Below are 25,640 nucleotides of genomic sequence, written 5' to 3'. Positions count from 1 at the left end.
TAAAATACAAATTTATTTTACCCTGAAGTTCTGTAAATCTTCCGGTTTTTCACAACAAACCTGCTCCATCACCTGTCTGAACTGCATTTTAAGCATTTCAATAATATGATCGCCGCCTTTATCACCTAAAGCGCCGACTGCATACATAAATGTTCTTCCCATAAAGGTAAATTCTGCGCCACAGCTCAATGCTCGGGCAACATCCGGACCGGTTCTTACGCCGCTGTCCATCATTATTTTGATCTGATCTTTATACTTTTCGCTGATTTCTTTTACCACTGCAATCGTAGATTCACCTGCATCCAACTGTCTTCCACCATGATTGGAAATGATCATTCCGTCGAATCCTAAACGTACCGCTTCTGCGGCATCTTCATCGGAAGCGACACCTTTGATGACCAATTTTCCTTTCCATTTATCACGGATGGCTTTTATCCTGTCTGAATTTAATCTTCCTGAAAAAGTAGAATTCATGAACTGCCCCAACTGTTTCACATTCATGTTTTTGTCCATGTACTTTTCCATGGTTTTAAAACTCGGAACGCCGTGTTTCAGCATTTCTAAACACCATTCCGGCTTTACCAAAGCTTGAGAAACGTTTCTGAAATTAATTTGCGGAGGCATTGCCAAACCATTTCTGATTTCTTTTGCTCTGTATCCGAAAGTTGGAACATCTGACAAAACGCACAAGACATCATAGCCTGAAGCTTCGCAACGGTCGAGAATATCATCACGCAACCATTCTTCTCTAGGATGATACAATTGATACCAGGCTTTTCCTTCCGTTAATTCAGCAATTCTTTCGAGACTGCTTGTCGTTACCGTACTTAAAATGAAAGGAATATTATGTTTAAAAGCTGCTTTAGCTAAAATTTCAGGAGCATTCGGCCACATTAATCCTTGTAAACCAACGGGAGAAATTCCGAAAGGTGCGGAATATTTCACTCCAAATAATTCCGTTTCCATATTGGCTTCCGCATAATTATTGTTCAGGTATCGCGGACGAAGCAAAACATCCCGCAATTCGCTTGTATTTCTGTCGCGGTTTATGTTTTCATTACAGCCGCCATCCAGATATTCGAAAGCAAAACGGGGCATTCTTTTTTTTGCTTTTTCAATCAGCAATTCGAGGGAAGCATAATTGGTATCAAATGGAAATGACATGTTTTATAAATTAAGGATTAAAGGCTGAAGCACTTTCATCTGATAATGCTGCTGTAAAAAAGTTTCGTCTATTTTTTTGTTCGAAATCACCATCGAAGCTCCCAATGCAGAACCCAAAGGAGAATGTGTAGACATCACATTGTAATGCTGAAAATGGTGAGACATCAATTTCATAAATACGTCATTATCGGTAAATCCGCCATCAATGTAAATGTTTTCAATCTCTGAATTTCCGATCGCATTTTTGATCGTATGAATCTGTAAATCCATCAATTCTATCATCAATTGATGATATGCTTCTTCAAAAGTTGCGAATGATTTTAAATCTGTTTCAGTGATCATTTTTCGTTTTAAAATAATTCCTTCAAAGCGAAAATAGATGTTTTTATTTTTCATTAAACGCAAATACAGATCCTGATCAAACTGTACTTCTCTGTGGAAACCATATTCTTTTCCGTAATAAGCGCATAATTTCTCAACCTGGATTTTGTATTCATTGCCCATGAAAAAACGGGATGCTTTTACACGTTTTCCGTCGATTCGCATGTAATTCAGGCAATTATTTTCTATATCTTCATCGGTTAAACTTTCATCATTAAAAGGATTTAAAGAAATACTCCAAGTTCCTGTCGAAAGAAGTAAAAACGGTTCTTTTTTGCTTAAAATATAAGGTAACAACGCTGAAGAACTATCGTGAATTCCAACGCCGATTTTAATTTTTTTATTTCTGTAAGAAGTATTAATACTCGCTGAAGTTGGTACAATTGGCGGCAATAAAGCATCTATTTCTTCCTCATAAACCCAGTCGTGATAATCGGCTTTGTCGTAATCCCACAAATTGGTATGACAACCTATTGAAGTAAATTCCGACACACAAATTCCGGTAAATAAATACGATAAATATTGAGGTAAATGTAGGCTATAACGAATTTTTTTGAATATTTCCGGATGTTTATATTTCAACCAAAATAATTGCAAACCTGAATTCAACATTCCTGCTTGAGGCGATGCTGTTTCGCGGGCAATTTTCAGTTTGCTTCCGTGTTTTTCGTAAAATAAATCAAGGATTTCCTGATCCATCGGTTTGGTATAATTGTACAAAGGCGTCAGAACATTTCCTTTCTGATCCAGATGCACAAAACTCGCTCCGTAAGTGGAAAAATTAATCGCTTTTACCTCAAAATTTTCATCATCAAGAATGGCATTAAAATTATCTTTTATCCAGTTTTGAAGCGCCACAAGATCTTCCGTCGGATAACCGTCTTCATCGGTGGTAAGCGGAAGTTCGGTATATTCACGAACGACTTCTTTATAATTTTTATCAAATAAAAAGAACTTTTTGTTGGTTTTGCCAATGTCAAATACGATGGTTACCTTTTTCTTGGACATTCTTGAGATGAATTAAATTTTTATATTTTGTCATTGCGAGAGAGAAGCGACGAGCAATCTCTTTATCTTAAAACAAGTAGCGAAAATATTTCACTAATGGCGCTAATCTGTTTACTTTATAATTTATTTTTAACGCAAAGCTCACAAAGACTTTTTGACTATTATACGTTTTTAAGATCGCAAAGGCGTTCACTTAGCAAAGTAATACAATAATTGTAAATTAGATTTTCACCTAATTATTTTCAACCATTAAGGAGTGTTTAGAAGTTAAGAAAAATAAGAAAAAATCCACTGATTTCTTAAATAGCGATGCCTTACAACCTAACAATCTAAACACTTCGCCTTAACGGCACTATATAAGGATACATATATAATTAACTTTCGATTGCACCCGAAAGTTGAAATTATCAAATTTAAAACAGAATTTTATAATCCTGTTGCTTTGGTTTCCAAGCCTCTTTCGGTAATTAAATTTTCTCTTACCTTTAAGTTTCTGTAAGCCGCAATCGGATCAAGCGCTGCACCTGTTTGTAATCTTGCAGCTTTTAGTAACGGACGAACATCTGTTCTGTACGCATTCTGCAAAATATCCTGAGCACCAACAACATCATTGTTTAACTGTGCTGTTTTTAAGGCTTTTTGGTCGACCAAAAGTGCGGTTGCATAAGCAATTAAAATCGCTTCCAAAGACTGTATCAAATCCTCCAAAGGATCTTTGATGTTGTGACTTGCATCAATCATCCAAGCCGGATAAGGATTGTTGGCATTGTTTTCCATTCCGTACACCAATTCATTGAAAATCAAGAATAAAGCATAAGGTTTTATAGAACCAACCGTCAAATCATCATCGCCATATTTACTGTCATTGAAGTGGAAACCTCCTAATTTACCTTTATACATCAAGGTTGCAACGATCTGCTCGATATTGGTATTCGGTAAATGATGTCCGAGATCAACCAAGGTAAAAGCTCTTTCGCCACAAGCATTTGCTAACATGAAAGACGTTCCCCAATCCTGAATGGTTGTTGAATAGAAATTCGGTTCGTAAGGCTTGTATTCTATGAACAGTTTCCAGTCTTCCGGCATTCCTGCGTAGATTTCTTTTAAGCTTTTTTCAGTGTTTGATAAAGCCGTCTGAAAATTTAGCTGTCCGGGGAAACTTGCTCCGTCAGCCAACCAAACGGTTAAGCTTTTTGAGCCTAATTCTTTTCCAATTCTGATCACTTCTTTGTTGTGTTCAACAGCGTAAGCACGAGAATCTTCGTTTACAGAATTTAAAGAACCGAATTTGTATGAATGTTTTGCATCCGGCTGATCCTGAAATGTATTTGAATTCATCGCATCAAAGATCAATCCGTGAGACGCTGCGCTTTCTTTCAATGCACTTACATCACTTGGAATATCCCATGGAATGTGTAATGAAACCGCTCCAGCAGAATGAGTCAGCGCATGAAGCAATCCAACATCATCTAATTTCTGTTCCAAAACAGCAGGTTCACCACCGTAAGAAAATCTTCCGAAACGAGTTCCACCTGCGCCTAAAGCCCAACTTGGAATTGCCACTTGAAAATCGGCAATTTTGTTAACGATTTCAGCAACGTTTGAACCTGATTTCGTCAGTTTATTTTGTAGAAAATCAAAGTCTGAATTAAAGTTTTCAACTTCGTTTTTATTGTGTTGTTCAATGATATCTTTTCCTATAATCATGATTTATTTTTTAAATTTTCAAATTGAATCAGTTTATTTAAAATATTGAACTTAAACCATTAAGATTATTTAATTTGTTAAGTTTTTTTAAGAAAAATCAAATAGATTTTTTAAGCACACCTCTTAAAGCGAAGCTAAACTTAATAATTCTAAACTTCTTAATCAGAACTTAATGGTTCAAAAATTTTAATTCATCAATTTAAAATAATTTGTTTTAAAATTTATCTCGGGAAGGCATTTGCCATTCCGCCATCTACATTGATGATATTTCCTGTTGTTTTATCTAAGATCGCCACACAAGCGAAAACTCCGTTGGCGATGTCTTCAGGAAGAATAATTTCGTTTAATAAATTTCTTTTTGCGTAAAATGCAGGTAATTCTTCTACAGAAATTCCGTTTGCTTTTGCACGTCCTTCTGCCCAAGAACCTTCCCAAATCTTGCTTCCAACGATTACACCGTCAGGATTTACCACATTCACACGGATTTTATCAGCGGCCAATTCTGCTGCTAATAATCTTGTCATGTGCTGTTGTGCGGCTTTTGCAGTTCCGTACGCTACGTTGTTCGGTCCGGCAACCAATCCGTTTTTACTTGCAATATTGACGATATCTCCACCTAAATTTTGCTTTTTCATGATTTCAGTACCACTTTTAGCCATTAAAAACTGACCTTTTACCAATACATTTTCAAGTAATTCCCAGTCTTTTGTGGTGGTATCTTCCAAAGATTTTGAAATAGCCAAACCTGCAGAATGAACGATGATATCTACTCCACCGAATGCTAAAACAGCTTCTTTAAATGCGTTGGCAATGGCCTCTTCGCTCGTTACGTCGCAAGTCACTGCTACTGCCTGATCTTTGCTATATTTTGCAGTTACAGATTCTACAGCTTCCTGATTAAGATCTGTGAAAACTACGACAGCACCTTCCTGAACCATTTTGTCAGCGATTGCCTGTCCGATTCCGCCGCCTGCTCCGGTTACGATCGCAATTTTTCTTGAGAGTGGTTTTTCTTTAGGCATTCTTTGCAGTTTCGCTTCTTCCAATAACCAATATTCAATATCGAAAGCTTCCTGTCTTGGTAGAGACGTGTATTCTGAAATTGCTTCTGCACCACGCATCACGTTGATTGCATTCACATAAAACTCGTTGGCAACACGAGTCGTTTGTTTATCTTTTGAGAAACTGAACATTCCAACTCCAGGATAAATGATGATTACCGGATTCGGGTCACGCATTGCAGGACTGTTTGGATGTTTGCAGGTTTCGTAATAGTCTTTGTATTCCTGTCTGTACTGTTCGAAAAGAGGATTTAATTTTTCTAAAATAGCTTTAGAATCGCTTAAATCTTCGTTCTTATGTAAAGTCAACACCAAAGGCTGAATCTTTGTTCTTAAGAAGTGATCCGGGCAAGACGTTCCAAGAGGTGCTAATCTTTCCAAATCATTACTGTTGATGTATTCTAAAACAACATCGCTGTCTGTGAAATGACCGACCATTCTGTTTTCAGAAGAAGCTAGACCTCTTAGCAATGGCATGATTTGAGCAGCTTTGTTTTTACGTTCTTCAGCTGGCAGAGATTCTACTTTTTGTCCGCCAAAAACCTGTCCTTTTTCTTCGATTTTTTTAGCGATATATTCAGAAGCCATTTCGATCACTTCTAAACTGTTGATATAAGATTCGTAAGAAGTATCTCCCCAGGTGAACAAACCGTGGCTGCCTAAAACGATTCCTCTGATTCCCGGATTATCCGCTAAACATTTTTCCAACTGTAAACCTAAATCAAAGCCAGGACGCTGCCATGGAACCCATCCCATTGTATCACCCCAAATTTCTTTAGTAATCGCTTCGCTGTCTTTAGCTGCTGCTACTGCAATTAATGCATCCGGATGAAGGTGATCGATATGTTTGAATGGAAGTAAACCGTGAAGAGGGGTATCAATAGAAGGCGCTTTGCTTTCCAAATCGAAAATACAGTGGTCAAATAAACCTACCATTCTGTCTTCGTCTGCTAAACCTCCGTAAACATTTTTAAGATTTCTTAATCTTTCCGTATATAATCCGGCGATTCCTTTTCTTGTCAAAGTTCCGATATCACCACCTGAACCTTTTACCCACATTACCTCAACTTCTTCGTTGGTTAACGGGTCTTTTTCGATGGTTTTGCAACTTGTGTTACCCCCACCATAATTTGTAATTCTTAAATCTGCTCCTAATATGTTTGAACGGTATAAAAATAAAGCCACCTGATCATCTCCGAAAGATGCTGCTTTTTCTTCATCCCATAAATAATCTACGTATTTAAATGTTTTTACGTTTTCCATTTGTTTTCTTTTTGTTTTCTGAATTTTAACCCAAATTTAGACTGTAGTAATTTTTACAGCATCCCGTACTATACTGCTGAATCGATTATTTAAAGATAAATTAACAGTGATATTTATCACGTTTCGATTCAGCTGTACGTAATTCATTTAGATTAAATATGAATTAATATTTTGATTGGTGATTGTTATTTGATTAATATCCGGGAAGCTGGCTTAGATTTGGATTATCAACAAGCGGATGACCTGCAGAAGCTGCAGCAAACGGAAGCAATTCTGTTTTATTTGGTATAAATCCGTAGAAAAGACCGTCTCCATTACCTTCTATCCAGTTTGGATATACACCACCGTTTTCAAATGATCCGGTTGGTTTTGTGTAGATAATATTTCCAATCTGAAGGGTATTAAATCCTCCTGTAAATCCTACAGCCTTTCTGGCATTACCATTAAATGTACTTGTATAAGCCTGGAACATATTGACAGGATACCATTTATCATCAGGCAACACTGTTTGTCCGTGTGCTGTAACGATATTGGCCAATGCAGTTTGATAAGCTGCATAATTTGCTGAATTTGTAGGGACATTTTGAGCTATTGCAATTTCTGCCGGATTTGTTAGCTCAATATAAGTAACCGCCAAAAACGGATCGCCATAAATTTGTGCATTCTGATGATATTTGTAAAGACGGTAAATTGGTGTCGCTGCAAATTGACCTGTACGGTTTGATAAATTCTTCATTGCTTGTCTTGTAGCATCAATTTCGCTGGCAAGACGGTTCATTCTGATCAGATCAGTACGAAGATTAAATTCGCCCGCAAATTCCCACTTACGTTCCTGAACGATTGCCGATTCAAAAGCCTGCTGACCACTCGGAACCGGTAAAGAGCCTACTCCTGCACGATTTCTTACCTCCATTAAAGCAGCTATTGCCAGAGCGGTTGGTCCTCCATTTAGATAATTTTGGGTCTCTGCATACATCAATAAAACATCAGAATATCTTATAATAGGAATATTGAGATTACGCTCGCTTGCACCTTGTGGCTCAACACACCATCCCAATCTGAATTTACCTGGCATAATACAAGAATATGTAGTTCCTACGTCGACCCATTTATCACTTGCATTACCATTGTTTAAGAAATAAATACTGTAAGAGGTACATGAAACATCTCTACGCGTATCTCCCTGATTAAAAGAAAGATAATAACTTGGAAGTATAAATTGTAGTGCTTTACGAGAACCGTAAGTACCGCCTCTTGAACCCGGATGTGCATAAACTCCAAATGCAGAGTTTGTATTTGGTCCGTATTCGGCGATGTGCCAAAGCATTTCCTGATTTACAGCCGCAAAGTTTCTTTGGCAGAAATTGAACCACAAAGCTTCGAAACCACTCTTGTTTCCCTGAGCCTGAACTAAGCTATTAGTTCCGCCATTAATTACAGAAGCTGCTGCTGCATCTGCAATCTGATATAATTGCTGAACTCTGTTATTATCCGGACGACGAGACATCGTTCCGGCAGCTCCTGTATTTAGATCCCAACGCAAAGAATAACCTGCTGCATACAAAGCAATTTTTGCTAAAAGTGCATTAGTTGACTGCTTATTTAATCTTTCGGGAGTTCCATTTGATGCAGGCATATTATTTATAGATTCCTGTATATCTGCAATTACCTTATCATAAATCACATCGCGTGAAGTACGTTTCGGATACAGTGTATTTGGATCGTTAGGATCTGCCTCTTCCAGAGGTATCCAGATTGCAGGTACATCACCGTAAACTCTGATTAAGTTATAATAACAAAATGCACGAATAGCCTTTGCCTCTGCTAATAATGCATCACGCTTTGGGCTGGCTGGCATATCCGGTAACCTGTCGATCGCAATATTGCTTCTTTCTATTACTGCATACATGGCAGCATATATTCCTGTAACTGTATTCGGAGTATAGGCATCATACTGATAGTTGGCAATATTGTATTTGGAGTTATTAGTTGTTCCGTCTTCCGAAGAGTGGGTAACAGTATCTCCTGCACCCAACTGATAAAACATTTCGGTAGGAACAATACCTCTGTATAGCCCCTGAACGAATGCATCTGCAGTTTCTATATTTGTAAATACAGATTCTGTATCAGATGAATTATAGGCAGGTTGATCTAAAAAATCTTCACTACAAGAATTGATGCCAAGTCCGCCGATCAAAATAGACGGAATTATTATTAATCTTTTTATGAAATTATGTTTATTTACTATATTTTTCATGATTGAAACATTAAATATTAAAAAGTAAGATTGATACCAAGAACATAACTTCTTGAACGTGGAAAGGAAGAATTATCATAACCTGGTGTAACCGTAACGCCGCTTGCCGCCGAAACTTCCGGGTCAAATCCTGAATAGCCTGTAATTGTTGCTAAGTTATTAACAGTTGCATAAATACGTGCATTAGATAATTTAACAGTATTTAAAAATTCTTTAGGAAAAGAGTAACCCAATGTTACCATAGCAACTCTCAGATATGAACCATCTTCTACATAATATGATGAAGGATAAGTTATATAACCGGAATTTGTATTGTTTAAGCTCCAAAGACGTGATTCTTCATCAGGATTAAGTTCTTTTATTCTTACCAAACTTGTTGCCGCCTGTCCGGTATTTGGATCAATAAGATGGTAATAGTTGTTTCCGAATTCTGAAGGCACATTCTGGAATAATGCATAAGGGCTCATACTGTGTTTAGTAGCATTGTAAATATCACCGCCCACGCTGAACTTCAGAAATACTGCCAAATCAAAACCTTTGTAAGAAAAGTTATTGCTGATTCCACCAATAAAATCCGGTGTTCCATTTCCTATTTTTACGAGTTTTCTTGTAAATTGATCTCCCGCCTCATTATCGGCTGCAAATTTGATATCACCGGGTTTTGGAGTTCCCGACGCGGGCTTCACAACTCCCGGTTTTAAAGACAAAGTGCCATTTGCATCTTGGATAAAGTCATCAGTTGTATAAATTCCCTGATAAACATATCCGTACATATCACCTAATTCTTCTCCAACTGTAGCATAATACGTTACCATACCAGATCTGTTTCCTCCTACACTGAAGTTTCTGAAGGTTCTTCCCTCATCAAGAGATAATACTTTTGATTTATTGAAACCGATATTGGCGTCTGTAGACCATCTGAAGTTTTCAGTCTTTAAATTGATTGAATTTAAGGTGAATTCCATACCGGTATTTTTCATGGAACCTACGTTAACAAACCTTGTTGAATATCCTGTAGAAGCAGGAAGTATAGTCTCCAGCAACATTCCGCTTACATTGTTATTGTACCATTCAGAAGTGATTTTAATTCTATTGTTAAACAAAGCCAAATCAACTCCTACGTTGGTAGATTTCATCTCCTCCCATTGTACCATACGATTACCCAAAACACTGCTTGTCATTAAGGCTAAGTTACCCACAGTATTATTCAGCGGATAATCGGTCGGAACAACATTGGTTCTAAATACGTTATTTGGTATACTATTATTACCTACAATCCCATATTCAAATCTGAACTTCAGATCATTAATATAATTTTCAATTTTAGAATTTTTCCAGAAACCTTCTTCGGATGTTCTCCAAGCAGCAGCTACTGATGGAAATACTCCCCATCTGTTATCCGGACCAAACTTTGAAGATCCGTCACGACGAATTGTACCCGTTAATAAATAACGATTTCCATAATTATAATTTACACGTGCAAAATATGAAATTAAGCTAAGTGAAGACCTGTCTGTTTCTTTATCGGCAACTGTAGCATTTGATATATCATCCAATCCATAATTTAAAATAGATGGGAATCTTATCAATCTCATGCTGTTACTTTCATTTTCTTCATAGATGATTTCATTACCTATTAAACCAGTCAATTTGTGTTTTTCACCTAAAGTTGTATTATAGGTTAATGTATTTGTGATCTGATATCTGTAGGCTTCAGAATTTGCAATACTTCCGTTGATTCCTGTATTGACAGGATCTGTAAGAAATGCACGTGAATTTTTATCTGAAAATGCGGTAGCCTTAGTATTTGTCCAGTTATATGAGCCCGCTGTTCTGAAAGTGAAATTCTTTAATAAATCAAATTCAAGACCTACATTCGCTAAAAATGTTCTTGCACGTCTGTTTTGTGTGGATGCTCTGGTTTCCACATATGGATTTTCTGTATCAAAACTTGAGTCTAAAGAAGAATAATCCGGAAAAGTCTGAGTATTAAATAACTGATCTTGTGTAAATAATGTTCCTCCTGTAATAGGCTGAAGAAGTATCTTCTTCATTCCCGAATATGATCCTCCTCCATTTGTAGAATTGGAAGTAAACATTGAACTGAAATCTAAACGTATCCCCTTATACAATTCTGAATTGATATTGGCACGTAATGAATTTCTTGTTTCATTAAAATTTTGTAATAAACCTTCCTGTTTATTGTAATTGTAACTGATGAAAGCCTGTGTTTTTTCATTACCTGCAGAAACACTGATATTCTGATTTGTGGTAACTCCTGTTCCGCCAAGCATTTTTTCCTGCCAGTCTAATGCAGAGGCTGATCCGTAGCGATTATTGATTCTTCCAAATGCGCCAGTATAAAATCCCGGCGAATCTGTACCCAAGCTATTATCAAAAACATTACTCCACTGGGTTGTTTTTCCCTGAAGTTGTGCCATTTCATACTGATATTTCACATACTGCTCAGGATTGGAAACCATATCCAATTTCTTTGAAAGCATATCAAATGCCATGAAAGAATTATAGTTGATGGTCACTCTTCCTTTTTTCCCGGTTTTTGTTTTGATAACAATAATACCGTTGGAACCACGAGCACCATAAATCGCGATTGCAGAAGCTCCTTTTAACACATCAATACTTTCAATATCATTCGGATTAATGATGTTCAAGGCATTATCCAATTGAAAACCATCAACAATATAAAGTGGTTCAGTACCTTGCGTAATCGATGCGCCCCCACGAACCGTAACACTCGCATTTGCTCCCGGTGCACCACCGGCGGTAACAATATTAAGACCTGCTGCTCGACCTTGCAGAGCCTGTAAAGCGTTCATTGCGGGAGTTGCGGCAAGATCTTTTGCAGATACTGATGATACAGATCCTGTAAGGTCTGATTTTTTTACTGTTCCGTAGCCAATCACTACCACCTCCTCGATATCTTTAGTATCTGTTTTTGCAGTATCACTTACTGTCTGCTGTCCCCAGAGGAAACATGATGAAAGCAAAAATGCAGGAAACACTATTCGCTTAACATCCTTATGTTTAATTATTAAAGACATATATTAACTTTTTAGTAGTATTAAATTATTGTTAAATTATCACGTTACCAATGTACAGTGTTACAAAAATTCTGGCATCCTGCAATATCCTGCATCTTACAATTCATAATTTATCATAATTAGATATAAACATTTAATCTAAATTCAAAAATCATAATAATCTGATGAAAGATCTAAAATAAATTTTACAATTATTAACGGAATTTTACAGTAATAATTTGATCATTCATTTGCGTTCAGAATTAAAAATAATTATTCATCAACATAAAAAGCACTGAACAAATCAGTGCCTTACAAAATTGAAACTATATATTATCTGGATATGATAATTATAACTGGATTAAGAAAGATTATCGCAAAGAATTCCCGTATCCTACAATCAAAATAGAGATAAACATCACGATCATTCCGACAGAAATAGTTGTGATTGTTTTTTTGGAAACTCCTTTCCATTCCTTAATAATAATGCCCCATAAATTGGCAATAAAAATGATAAAGGCCATATGTAAAATCCATGAGCTTGCGCCATTCCCCATTTTACTTTCTCCCATACCGTAAAAGAAAAACTGCAAAAACCACATGGTTCCGGCAAGCGCACAAAAAATAATATTTTTCACAACCGGTACATTCTTTTTGGTATAATCGGTATAAGATTTATTTTTAAAAGCTAAATATAAACAGCCAATCAGATTGACTGCCATTCCGCCCCAAAGAACAACAACGTAGGTTACATTATTTTGAAAAAGAAATTCTCCCTGATTCGGATTAGCTACTTTCCAAGCTTCATTAGCAACAATTGCCATTGGTTTTCCGGCTTCTAATCCAAAGTTAAAGCAAGCACTTAAAACACCCGAAATGATGGAAACAATCAATCCCAATCCGAACTTATATTCTGTTTTCACTTCTAAACCGTGAGGATCTATTGAATTGCTTTGTAGCTGTTTCTCCTTCATCATTCCCGCTTTTCCGCTGATGATAATTCCGATGACACAAACAAAAAGACCCAATAAAACAAATTGTCCCCATGTGCTGGAAAGCATCAGACCTATATTGTCTTTCCCTGTTTGAGGAGAAAATTCATAATAAATAGAAGGAACCAATGAGCCAAACACCATGCAAAGCCCCAAAATAATGCTGCTTCCGAGCGCTACGCCCAAATATCGAACTCCCAAACCATAAGTAAAACCTCCAATTCCCCACAAGGCACCAAACAAAAAGGTTAATCCCAATATGGAAGAACTTTCATTCTGTATGATTTCCCAAAAATTTGGAATGGTAAGAAATGCCGCCAATGGCGGAACAATGATCCAGGAAAAAACTCCTCCTATCAACCAATATGTTTCCCAAGACCAGCCTTTTACTTTTTTATATGGCAAATAAAAGCTGCCCGAAGAAAATCCTCCTAAGAAATGAAATAAAACTCCTAATAATGCATTCATAATTTATCGTCTTGCTTGAGTTTGAAAATTAGTTATATGAAATCGATTGCGTGTCTTGTAGTGTCATGGGATCAATAATATATTATTAAAAACTATGTCGATTAATTAAACGAAATTATACAAAATAATTTACTTTTAAAATCAATAATGAGTATGGTTCACAACTGTATTTTTCAGATAAATGATATCTTTTTTTCTGTCTTTTCCTGATCTCACGGCAGATTTACTTCCCCAAATCCGTAAATATCCCGAACCGAGCGTTATTACTTCTTCTGCACCGTCTCCTGTAAAATCAAACATATGAAAAACAGGATCAGGAAAATACAATTTTCCTTTGCCATTTTCTTCAATTTTGAACTTATACCAGAAAAGCTGCTCTGTTTTACCATTCCAAAAGCCTTTTATAAAATCAGGATTTCCGTTGATAGGATTTCCGGGCCATTTAAACAGTAAATCCCCGACCTGATTAAACCAATACAACTGACTTGAAAGATAAGGCTCTCCTATTTTACGGTTTCCATAAGTTCGCCCTCCCGCTACAACCTGCAAACCAGGAACATCCTTTAGAAAATTTCCCACCTGTATCTGTTGAGTGTGTTCAGCTACATTTTGCCAAATTATTTTTCCGGTCATTCCTTCGTAAATGAAAATCCCGGTTTCGCTGTTTGCCGTAACAATGTCGAGTTTCCCATCTCCGTTAATGTCTGCAAATTTATAGCTATCTGCGTGATCATGATTATCGGGCAACAAATCAAACCTGTTCCAGATTTCTTTACCTTTTGAATCCAACAAGAGTGATCCCACAAGAACTTCATCAAGCTCGTCTCCATTTAAATCTATCGGATAAATGTAATGTCCAAGATTATCTTTTTTACGTTTCTCGGTGTGCTGCCACAGTTCTTTCAATTTTTTATCATACCCGGTTATATTAATAGTATTTCCCATATCCGTAAACACAGCCAAATTATTGGGACTTTTTTCTGTAAACTTTCCTACCGCAAGCCTAAAATTATTATAAGCGTGTGGCAGCGGCTGTGTCGGCCATTCAGTTTTATGTTTTATTTTCCCGGTCTGTCCGTCTGCTATTACGAGCCACTCTTTTCCGTCTATCATTCGCCAATGTGCGACTTCGGCCTTCCCGTCATTATCAAAATCCCAAACAACTCCGGGTGCTTCAAACTCCGAACGCTCTTTTTTATATTCTTCGGGAGCTTTCCAGTTCCAAAGTTCTCTTCCATCATTATCAAAAACTCTGGCTGAGAAATCTCTTTCAAGAACAAGAAAATCTGTCTTATCATCTCCATTTACATCACCAAATTTAACCGCATTACTTATCGGAATTCTATATTCTTTAAGTAACTGAACATCTTCATTGAGTTGCTTTGAATAAATATCTTTTTCCGAAAGATTTGAATTTTTACTCAATGCCAAAACGTCAAACATGGCATCGCCGCGAATTCTGGTTATTTTAACATCGTTAATTCCTTTTTTAAGATTAAATATTCCTCCTTTTTCCCAACTGAGCTTTTCTCGACCGAAGATATTTTCGGTGATTTCATTATTTATAATAACTTTAAAAGAGCTTTCGTCATTACCGCTGCTGCGTACAAAAAGATGATATTGCCCTTCTTCAGACACTTCGATTCTGGTCATCAGATTCGTTTCAGAATTCAATAAAATCCCTGTATTGTTGAATAGCCATTCCTGTTTTTGCTCATTGGCGGTGGTAATGTAATTGCCTTTCGGAATTTCATCTAAAAAATCAGAAGCGGGGATAATAATCGTGGATTGCGAAAATTCTTGAGCCTTAAACAAGCTGATTGAAAAAACAAAAATTATTTTTATGAAAATATTTCTGTAATTAAAATTTAATTGCAACCGCCGAACCCAAAAATCAAATTTCATTAAAGTAAATAACTCCATTTTGCTTATTTGAAAATTTGTGAAAAATCTTTGAAACTTTATAAGCAGTTGCATTTATTAATTCTATTTTAATTTATAAACCTCACTTCCGGCAAGTAAAAGACAACCTAAACCATAATCTTCAAAGTCCGGTTCTTTGTCAATAGAAAGCGGCTGACCGTCTTTAGGTTCTTTTCCGGTTCCCTGTACCCAACCCAAGAATCCATTCGGCTGAACACTATCTTTTGCAATTGCATTCCAAGCTTTAACAACAACCGGTAAATAAGTATCTCTGTCGATTAAACCATTATTAATTCCATATGCCATTCCGTATACGAAAAGAGCAGTTCCCGTCATTTCTTTTCCTCCAAAATTGCTAGGATCGTGTAAACTTACATTCCAAAATCCATCTTCTCTCTGGATAGGAAGCAAAGCCGCTAATAAATCTTTATAATCCTGCAAATATTCCTGATAATGAGGATCTGATTTCGGTGTATCTTCCAGCGTACGCGCCAAAGCTGCCACTACCCAACCGTTTCCTCGGCTCCAATAGCAATCTTCGCCGTTTGGTTCTTTATAAGGCGGAACAAAACTTTTGTCTCTCCACCAAAGCTTGTCTTTAGGATTATAAAGTCCATTTCCACCGTGCTTATATTTTGTATAAGCATACATTTCATAATTTTTATCGAAATATTTCTGCTCTCCTGTAATTCTACCTAATTTCGTAAAAATCGGCATCGACATTTGAAGTGCATCAATCCACCACCAATCATCCACTTTAGGAGTAGCAATCATGCTGTCCATCGAAGCTTTTACATTTTTAATTCTTTCCGTATGTTTCTTTCCATCAATTTCATACAAATCGATGTAAGTTTGTCCACAAGCTTGGTGGTCTGCATTTCGGGTATACGTTCCGCGCATCAGATCCCATTTATGGTTATTGGCCCAAGACATTGCGTAATCGTAGTATTCCTTTTTAGGATCAACTTTGTATAAAGCAATCAATCCTTCGTAATAAACAGCTCTTGTCCAAAGATTACTTGGCCATACTTTTTTACCGACAATATCTTTTCCTGTGTCTGGCCACTTGTTCATAAAATATTGATTAGCTCTTCTTGAAACTTCCAAAACCTCTTTTTTGTCTGGAAGACCAACATTTGCTACATTCGTTTGTTTTTGAACCGAGCAAGAGGATAAAAATCCAATAACCAAGGCAAAAAAACCACTTTTCATTAGAACTCTTTTCATAATATTTTAAGTTTTTTAATTATTCTAATATTTTCAGATACTTCTATTCGATAAAGGTTGCGCTCCTAACGGAGCTCTCCATTCTTCTAATAAATACCTACAAACATTTTGCTCCTCTGGAGCTAAAATCTGCACAACTTTTGGATACAATTAATTGGGCTTAACAGTAATTATATTTGGTTTCGGAATTTCTTTCACCGATTCATCCAAATAATAATCGGTATGCGGAGGCTGGTTGTATCCTACATTCTGCCAGACAATACTTAATCGATATTGAGGATTGTGCATCAATGTATATAAACGATGCTTTGTTGGAATTGTTGAACTGAAAATTCTCAGTTCCTGGTTATCTGAAGTTCTGTACATCACTTCTTCACGCCAGTCTCCGAATAAATCTGCAACCAAAGCGGGATTTTTTTTGGTCCCGTTATTCGATTCACACTGAAAATCTTTAGCATCAAAAATAAGATTTGTTTTTTCTTTATTCCAATCCCATTTTGACACGGAAGTTCCGTCAAGAATTTCGCTTAAAAAGTCGCCATCCCAATATATTCCCATATTGGCAGGAGGATTTTTATCACTTGTTTTTTTTCCTTTAGTATTGTAAATACCCTTCAATCCGGCTCCGGCAGCCCAAGATTCTGAACCTTCATATCTGGGATCAATATTTAAAGACAATCCTCTTCCGGGACCTTGATATTTTCCTTGTTTACTATAAATTAAAGAAGGTAATTTCCATAAAACCTTTCCTGTTTTCCCATCTCTGAAATGCGCTCCTGCATCACCAAACTTTTCCTGAATATCAAAAATTTCCAGTCCTGGATTTGAAGGGTCAAGATCGCCAACATGCAACGCATCACCATGACCAAAACCTGTACTGTTCAAGACTTTTCCGTTATCGTCAACCGTCATTGCACCAAAAATAATTTCATCTTTTCCGTCGTTATCAACATCGGCAATGCTCAAATTGTGGTTTCCCTGGCCACGGTATTTTTTATTTTCTTCTGAACTTTCCGTATCAAAAAGCCAGCGTAAACTGAGTTTTTTATCTTTATAATCCCAGGCTGCAATTGCTGTTCGGGTATAATAACCTCTCGACATTATTACACTTGGCGTTTTACCATCTAAATAAGCGATTGCTCCTAAAAATCTATCTAAACGGTTCCCTTTTGCATCGCCCCAGGTTTCGATAAGCTGTTCGGGAGACGGATTCAGACTGCCTTGAAATCTCGGGACAATATAATCAACCGTATTAATTTCCTCGCCTGTTTGTCCGTCGAAAACAGTCAAATATTCAGGCCCCGAAAGGATAAATCCGTTTTCATTTCTATAGTCTTTTATAGGATCTCCGATGAATTTGCCTTTACCGTCTTTGCTTCCATCTGCCGTTTTCATGACCACTTCTGCTTTGCCATCCTGGTCTAAATCATACACTAAAAACTGTGTGTAATGCGCACCTTCCCTGATGTTTTTTCCTAAATTAATTTCCCACAACAACTTTCCATTCAATTTATAAGCCTGAATAATTGGTTCATCCGTAAAACCTTTCTGACTATTGTCTTTAGATTTCCCAGTTTGATGAAGGACAATTTCATATTCACCATCTCCGTCCAGATCGGCAACAGAAGCATCATTGGGCGTATATCCAACCGGAGTTTTTAAAGGAATTGAAAAATAAGGTTTTTGATTAGCAACATATTTCGCAGAATCTATATCAACCGATTGATCCTGTGTATTTGTTTTTACGAAATAAGTGTAATTCTTTGTTTTATCTGCTGTTTTATCTGAAAAACTTGTTTCGTTGAGCAATGGTTTTTCATTCAGTTTTTTGCTTTTATTATTTTCAATACGATATAAATCAAACTGAATATTCTGAGGTTCTGTGCCCAGCAAACGCCAGCTCACAAAAATTCCTGATTCTGAAGGCATCGCAACAATTCCCCTTTTCAAATACTCCATTTGCCTTTGTGCTGAAAGGAGTTGTGAGAAAAGAACTGCCATTAAAATAAATTTATATTTTATATTCATAATTCTGAATTATTTAAATTAATATAATTCAATCGATTGCACAAATTATTTTGATATACTTTGTTTCATTTTCATCTATTTTGAATAATATAATGGAAATAACTGAATTTGTCCATCCAATCCGGAAGGTTGAACTTTCCAGTTGGACGCATCAAACGACTTGTAGTTAATGTTCACAAAATTGATTTCGTGATAATTTCTCCACTGGATTTTATTTTCATCCATATATTTAATTCGATTTGTCATCAGATTACAAACCTCGATTTGAATGGTATTTTTTCCTCTCTTTAAATATTTTCCAATGTTGATTTCAAACGGAATACTCCACACAATTCCTGCATCCTGACCATTGACGATTACTTTTGCACTTTCGTACAGCTTGTCAAATTTCAGAACAAAATCATCTGCTTTATTTTTCTTTAATTTAAATGAAGTCGTATAAACTCCTGTTCCTGAAAAACTCTGCGTTGATGAATCTTCTGTAAAATTTGTCCAAGGTTGAAGCTTGTCTAAAGTTTTGGATTTTGGAAGTTCAGGACCACCTTCTTTGAAAGTCAGTTGCCAAGGTTGGTTTAAAACAATCGGAGTATCTGTTTTTTCAATATATTTCCATTTTGGAATTGTAATATCTGTATTTTCGGAAGCTTGTATAATTAAAGATTCACCAGATTTTAGTTGAATTCTAACCGAATTATTCTGTATTTCAGCAACGCCAAAATTTCCATTTTCAGGATTCATCAAAGCCACCTGTTTTCCTGAATAACTTAAAGGAACAAATTCATTGATTTCTTTTGAAGTATGATTGACGATGTAATAATATTTTCCGCCATCAAACTGTCTTCTTACGAATTTCAATCCGGTGTCGGTCAGTTTTTCTCTTTCTATTTTTAAATATTCTAAAGCTTTCGCAACATCCGAACTCAAAACAATTTTACCTTTTCCGAAGCTTGCCATTTTCACATTTCCGGCTTGGTTTTGAAACGGAATTTGATTCCATAACGATTTTAACTGAGTTCTTCTTTTTTCCACTTCAAAATTTCCTGGAATATCTTTCGGCACGTTTTGAAAAATAATTGAAGCTCCGTTTTGAGCCAATTCCAAAATATTTTTTAAAGTAGATTCAGGCAAATAAGTCAATTCCGGAATAACTAAAACCTTGTAAGAACCACCATTTTTGGTAACCTGAATATTCTGATTTTCCGACTTCGACTCGCTAATCATTTTATCAGAAACCATATCAATAGAATATCCAATTTTGCTTAATTCTGTCAGGTTTTTATACATCACCGTTGGCTGCAACCACTTTTCAACATTATGAACTTTGAATGTCACATCTTTCCCTTTCGGACTCGCCCATTGGTCATAAATTGGCCAATACATCAACAGTTCATTATCCGGTTTTCCGCTCTGCAAAACACTTTGAGTTCTTTCAATATAAGAATTAAGACCCTTCAAATGAGGCCATAAACTATTCTCCGGAACAAAATTGGTCGAAGCATAAAACAGCCAGCCCGGAAACTGAACATCTGAAGGTGTATACGTTGTTCCGTGGTAAAAAATATGATTGATTCCAGATAAAAAAATCTGCTCAGCTTCGGGTTTTACCTGTGACCAAGAAGTTTTAAAATGTTCCGTCAACCACGTAAAAGATTCATTAGAAATCAAAGGTTTTCCCGTAACATTTGCAGCCGAAGATGCAAATTTCAGCATATTAATATCAGGAATTTCCTTTGTATTAATATCTTCCACATCTCTTCTCAACCCTGTAATATCGAATTTTGTACTTCCAAAAGTTTCAGATTCAGGAATATCGACGGCCGCATATAAATCCAATAAGTTTCCCGGCGAACCGTGTGCCTGATTGGTATTTTTTGAGTTTTTGGAATGTGCCCAATTGGTGAAATCTTTGGTGAAATTGTTTAAAATCAGTTCACTCATCGTTTCTCTGTAATCTGATTTTATTCTACCCGCAATTTCGTTTTCTTCATTACTTACCAAATATTTGATATACGGGCTTACATCATATCCCCGTCTCTTTTTAAATTCATCTTTAAAATCCGGCGTCCAATCGGCGTTGTAAACTTCGTAACTGTCATTGAAAAAAGAACGGATTCCGTAGTTGGAATTTCCAAAAGCTTTATCAAAAGTTTTCAAATAATCTTTAGTTGCTTCCGGTGAAAAATGGTCTAAAGTATAACCATCTCCTGCCGGAGCTGCACGTTTTACTTTTTGAAGCGTTTTTCCAATAAAAACTGCATAAACAGTCCATTTACCAGAATTAGGTTTCCAATCTAAAACACCATCACTATTCACTTTATCAGTCAAAACAACAGCTTCGTTTTTCTCATTATAGGCAGTTACAATATCTAACTTTACTGTTTTTAAATTCTTTTGTTTTTCATCTTTTAAAACAATCTTTTCCGAAAATTTTTCACCTGGAGCAATCGAGTAAGTCTGAACAATCATTTTCGTCGCAGCATCCTGTTCGTCAACTTGCGGTCCACCAATTGGCCAACCTGTTCCAACCGACATATCGACACCCATATTCAGGCTTTTTGCTTTGTTGGTCGTGAATTGAAGCATTTTCATCCATTCCAGAGAAAGATAATTAATGTATTTATTTTCAAATCCTTTTGCGCCATAAATCGGGACGATTTCTACACCTCCAAAACCAGCTTGTGAAAGTGTCGTCAATTGTTTATCTAATCCTTTTTCATCAACGGCACTTCCCATCCACCACCAACGTGCCCAAGGTTTGGCAGACTCGGTAGTTTTTGGCCACGGATTTTGTGCGGAGAGATTTCCGAACGCAAAACAGATAACGCTGAGTTTTATGATATTTTTAATTTTCATTATTAAATCTTTACTTTTAACGTTTGTCATTTAACTTCGTTCAGTTCGAGCAAGCTCTCGTGTCGAGGAACGAGAAATCTGCTTACAAATAGATTCTTCACTCTACTTCGTTTCATTCAGAATGACAAACTGCTTATTATTACTCAGAGATTTTTTTTAGTTTCCATCGGGTTTTAAAGTTTCCATAAAGATACTTTCCGGCCAATGGAATTTTTCAACATCATCAGGTTTATTAGGGTTAAAATTTTTATAATTTTTTGAAATATATTTCTTCAAAGGTAAATTTTCATCAACAATAGATTTTACTACACACTTCGCCAATTCGTACGCTCCATATGTGTTGAAATGCGTATCATCTGCCAAAGCTGTCGCCTGATTGGGATAAGAATTTGCAGGATAATAGACAAATGCTTTCTTTGCAGCTTCCGGTCCCATTGCTTCAAATAAGGTTTTACTCGACGCATTCAAATCAATTAAATATACATTTTCTTCTTTCGCAATTTCACGCATTGCATCGGGAAAGTCATCCAAAGTATTGACAATTTTATTATTTTCATCAAAAACTCTTCGGTTCATAGAAGTAACTAAAACAGGAGTTGCACCCAGTTGTTTTGCTTTCAGAATCCATTCTTTTACCCTTTTTCTATAACCGGATTTCGTACTGTTTCCGTATTTCTGGTCGTTGTGCCCAAACTGGATGAACAGGTAATCTCCATGTTTTATTTTATTCCAGATTTTATCGATTCGATGGCGGTCTTCAAATGCTTTTAAAGTTTCTCCGCTTTCGGCATAATTCGCAATAGCGACTTCATTCGGAACAAAAAAATACGGCAACATTTGCCCCCAAGACGCCCAAGGTTCATATTGTGCGTCGACAACTGTAGAATCACCCGTTATAAATATGGTTTTAGCATTTTTGTTGGGTTGGATGATTACCGAACAGACTTTCGGAGCTTTGTCGTTGAATTCAATGGTCAATAAGTTGTCCCAATGTAAATATTTTCTTTCTCTCGGTTTTAACTTTACAATCCCGATTTCAATTCCATTTTGATTTCGGATAATGCTATCTTTTACGTGAACTGTAATTTGTTTTTCTGTGATTTTGCCTTTTTTTGTTTTGACATCATTCAGCATCAGTCGACGGTTTTCTACTCGGACGGTTGTTTCAGAATTTCCTTTTGAATCGCCTAAATTTAATTGAATATTATAATTCCCTTCAGGAATCACAACCGAAAAATAAAAAGGTTTATCGCTCCTAATAAAATCACCTGTCAAAGCATTTCCTTCATTATCCACAGATTTTAAACCGGAAATATCCATAAATCCGTAACCGATTTTTTTATCAAATTTTGAAGTTGATGTAATCGGAATGAAACCTTTTTCGACTCTGTTTCCACCAAAATCAAACTTAAAAGTTGTCTGTTGCGCTAACAAAAAAGAACTTAAGAAAAGCGTTAAAAATTTCATCCAATTCTTCATCATTAATCTGTTAAAATATTTTCTTTTGGCATTATAAACTGCTTATTTTCATCGCCTAAATCCGGCAAACCGAAATAGAAATACAATGTTCTTTTAAACGTTCCATTCAGATGATTTGGTTCACTTTCGGGTCCTAAAGTTGCTGTATCATTGTTAATATTGAACGCCAAAACAGTTCCCAAAGGCGGAATCGCATCTAAAAATGAGATATTTCCTGTCGGTAATTTCGGATAACCTTCAGTTCCGTAAATTCCATAAAAATCAAAAAGTCTGACGAACATTTTTTCTTCTTTTGTTCCAACAGTGATTTTTCCTTCTGCTGTATTCAATTGCAACCAAGAAACATCATCGAAATAACCTTTAAATTCAGGATAAATCCAAGGTGAAAAACCCGTTCTGGTTGAGTTTCGTAGATTTTGCCAAACATTATAAGTTTGTCCTTGCAAGCGGTTTTTCCAAATGTGATACGGACCTTTGCCTAACCATTTTGCACTGATGATATAATTTTCAGGATAATCAAAACTTACGCCTGCAAATGGATAATCTCCTGAAAGCGAATATTCATAATTTAGTTCTAAAATTCCATTTTGATTCAGTTTCCACACTACTTTTTTTCCGTCTTTGTATGAAATCTGAATGACTTGGCTTTCACTTTCTGCAAAAGATTTTATGGATGATAATTCTGTTTTTCCATTCACGAAAACAGGTCCGTTTCGGAAAGTTATTTTTTTTCCTTTTTTATCTAAAATAACTGACTTTAGTAATCCGTCTTTTTTGCCAAACGAGAATTCTTTTTCTTCTGATTTTAAAACAAATAATGAATCATTTTCCATAACTGAAACCGGAAATCCTTTGATTAAAGATTTTGAAAACTGTTTTGAAATGTCATCATTAGACTTAATTTTCCAAGTCCAAGTGTAAATTTCTTTACCAAAAGAATCGGTTGCGGTTAATAATAAACCTTCATTTTCTTTCCAGTTGGTTGGAAGATTTAAACTGATTTGCCCTTTTTCAATTGGCTTGATATTCGGAGATTCTACTTTTCCTTTTTGAATCACATCTAATCCTGATTCTGACGAAAAAGGTGTTTTAAATTTGACCAATTTCCATTCAAACTGACATTCATTTAGATTGGTAAAATGATAACGATTTTCAACGGGAATGATTCCATTAAAATCATTCGGCAATATTTTCAAATCAATTTTTACAGGACTGTAAATTTCCCGAATCGCATAAAAACTTCCTTCTTTTTCACGATGTGGTCCGACAACTCCATCCGGAGCGTTGATGGCATTCACATCAATCTGATTATTGAAATCGGTTCTTACCAAACCTTCATCTGCAAACGCCCAAAGAAAACCGCCTGCTCCTTTTTGGGAATTCCAATGAAGTTCCCAATAATCGGCCAGTGAAGTTCCGCCACCGCCGTCATCCTGCGCGTGCAGAAACTCGGTCGGCATATAAATATTTTCGCCTTTGAGGATTTTTTTTGTACTGTAATAATCTTCATAATGATTGCAGTCAATACCATTGAAAGCATTTCCAGGTTTGTGATGCGCGTGAATGACGGGACGGTTTGACAAGTCGTATTTTGCATATTCTGCATCCAAATCAAAATTATGCCCGCCTTCATTTCCGCTGCTCCAGAAAATGATGGAAGGATGATTAGCATCTCTGGTCACCATTTCTCTCACTAGCTTTTTGCCAACTTCGGTGCTGTATTTTTTTTGCCAGCCTGCGAGTTCATCCAAAACATATAAACCCAACGAATCGCAAATCTGTAGAAAGGATTTATTCGGTGGATAATGTGCACAACGAACGGCATTCATATTCATTTCCTTGATGAGCTGAACGTCCATCAAATCGATGTTTTTGTTGACTGTTCTTCCCGTTTCAGGCCACCAAACGTGACGGTTGATGCCTTTCATTTTGATTTTGGTTCCGTTGATGTAAATTCCGTCGCCTTTTCGGATTTCAATAGTTCGGAAACCGAATTTTTCTTCGCTTTGGAAGATGTTTTTTCTGTTTTTATTTAAACTGAATTTTACCTTGTATAAATTAGGCGTTTCAGCTGTCCAAAGTTTAGGATTTTTAACGGAGAATTGAATCTGTTTTAAAGTATCTCCTTTTTGAATTTGAATCTGAGATTCACCAACAAGACTGTTTTTTGCATCAAAGATTTCGACCTTTAAATTATTAACTGCTTGGATTCCTTTTAAATAAATATTCGAACGAAAAGTTCCGTCTGCTTTGGCATCAATCGAAGTTGATGTAATGTGTTCTTTCGAATTCGCTTCCAGATAAACTGGTCTGAAAATTCCTCCCAAAATCCAATAATCAGCCAATCGTTCTGCATTGTTGACCGATTTATCAGCAGACATTTTCGAAACTTTGACTTCCAGAATATTTTCTTTTCCGAAATTTAATTTGTCAGAAATATCATATTTAAATTCATAAAAAGCACCTTGGTGAATTTCTCCGGCTAATTTACCGTTGATTTTGACTTCGGTATCGGTCATCGAACCTTCGAAAACAATGTTGACCGACTTTCCTTTCCAGGAATTAGGAACTGAAAATTTGTGTTTATATAAACCTACTTCATCATTAAATTTAAAATTTTTACCGTAGGTTACGTAATCTCGTCCGTAGTTGTACGAGCCAAATCCCTGCTGTTCCCATTGTGAAGGAACCTGTATTTTGTTCCAGTTTCCTGATTTTCTTCCACCGTTTATCCAAAAATTCCATTCTTTTGTATGCTCAGAATCTGTCCCGCTCAGGAATTGCATTT

General features: G+C 36.2%; 13 protein-coding genes. All 13 read right to left on the bottom strand.

The window, feature by feature from the left end; all coding sequences use genetic code 11:
• Window positions 1-12 precede the first annotated feature (12 nt).
• On the bottom strand, window positions 13-1,164 hold the full coding sequence (locus AC6CHK_RS05500) for an alpha-hydroxy acid oxidase (protein WP_498094317.1): 1,152 nt from the start codon (window positions 1,162-1,164) through the stop codon (window positions 13-15).
• Window positions 1,165-1,167: 3 nt separating this feature from the next.
• Window positions 1,168-2,553: an FGGY-family carbohydrate kinase gene (locus AC6CHK_RS05495; protein WP_498094315.1), complete on the bottom strand. Its 1,386-nt coding sequence runs from the start codon at window positions 2,551-2,553 to the stop codon at window positions 1,168-1,170.
• A gap of 426 nt (window positions 2,554-2,979) precedes the next feature.
• Window positions 2,980-4,260, bottom strand: coding sequence for a sugar isomerase (locus AC6CHK_RS05490; protein WP_498094313.1), 1,281 nt, complete (start codon window positions 4,258-4,260; stop codon window positions 2,980-2,982).
• A gap of 221 nt (window positions 4,261-4,481) precedes the next feature.
• Window positions 4,482-6,584, bottom strand: a complete 2,103-nt coding sequence (locus AC6CHK_RS05485) for a bifunctional aldolase/short-chain dehydrogenase (RefSeq protein WP_498094311.1) — start codon at window positions 6,582-6,584, stop codon at window positions 4,482-4,484.
• Between the two features lie 193 nt (window positions 6,585-6,777).
• Window positions 6,778-8,841, bottom strand: a complete 2,064-nt coding sequence (locus tag AC6CHK_RS05480; protein WP_498094309.1) for a RagB/SusD family nutrient uptake outer membrane protein — start codon at window positions 8,839-8,841, stop codon at window positions 6,778-6,780.
• Window positions 8,842-8,858: 17 nt separating this feature from the next.
• Complete coding sequence (locus AC6CHK_RS05475) at window positions 8,859-11,903, bottom strand: SusC/RagA family TonB-linked outer membrane protein (protein WP_498094307.1); 3,045 nt, start codon at window positions 11,901-11,903, stop codon at window positions 8,859-8,861.
• A 350-nt stretch (window positions 11,904-12,253) separates the two neighbouring features.
• The gene (rhaT, locus tag AC6CHK_RS05470) at window positions 12,254-13,342 is read right to left on the bottom strand and encodes an L-rhamnose/proton symporter RhaT (RefSeq protein WP_498094305.1); all 1,089 of its coding nucleotides are present in this window, start codon (window positions 13,340-13,342) and stop codon (window positions 12,254-12,256) included.
• Between the two features lie 141 nt (window positions 13,343-13,483).
• Window positions 13,484-15,157 (bottom strand): hypothetical protein, encoded by a 1,674-nt coding sequence (locus AC6CHK_RS05465; protein WP_498094303.1) that lies wholly within the window; start codon window positions 15,155-15,157, stop codon window positions 13,484-13,486.
• A 171-nt stretch (window positions 15,158-15,328) separates the two neighbouring features.
• Entirely contained in the window at window positions 15,329-16,492 is a 1,164-nt protein-coding gene (locus tag AC6CHK_RS05460) for a glycoside hydrolase family 88/105 protein (RefSeq protein WP_498094301.1), read from the bottom strand.
• Window positions 16,493-16,642: 150 nt separating this feature from the next.
• Window positions 16,643-18,493: a rhamnogalacturonan lyase gene (locus AC6CHK_RS05455; RefSeq protein ID WP_498094299.1), complete on the bottom strand. Its 1,851-nt coding sequence runs from the start codon at window positions 18,491-18,493 to the stop codon at window positions 16,643-16,645.
• A 102-nt stretch (window positions 18,494-18,595) separates the two neighbouring features.
• Entirely contained in the window at window positions 18,596-21,373 is a 2,778-nt protein-coding gene (locus tag AC6CHK_RS05450) for a glycosyl hydrolase (RefSeq protein ID WP_498094297.1), read from the bottom strand.
• A 156-nt stretch (window positions 21,374-21,529) separates the two neighbouring features.
• The gene (locus AC6CHK_RS05445) at window positions 21,530-22,855 is read right to left on the bottom strand and encodes a rhamnogalacturonan acetylesterase (protein WP_498094295.1); all 1,326 of its coding nucleotides are present in this window, start codon (window positions 22,853-22,855) and stop codon (window positions 21,530-21,532) included.
• Entirely contained in the window at window positions 22,855-25,638 is a 2,784-nt protein-coding gene (locus AC6CHK_RS05440; RefSeq protein WP_498094293.1) for a glycoside hydrolase family 2 protein, read from the bottom strand. The genes AC6CHK_RS05445 and AC6CHK_RS05440 overlap by 1 nt, the downstream gene beginning before the upstream one ends.
• Between the last annotated feature and the right edge of the window lie 2 nt (window positions 25,639-25,640).

This window comes from Chryseobacterium sp. GQ58, assembly GCF_059758895.1.
This window is presented reverse-complemented; position numbering and strand designations above follow the sequence as displayed.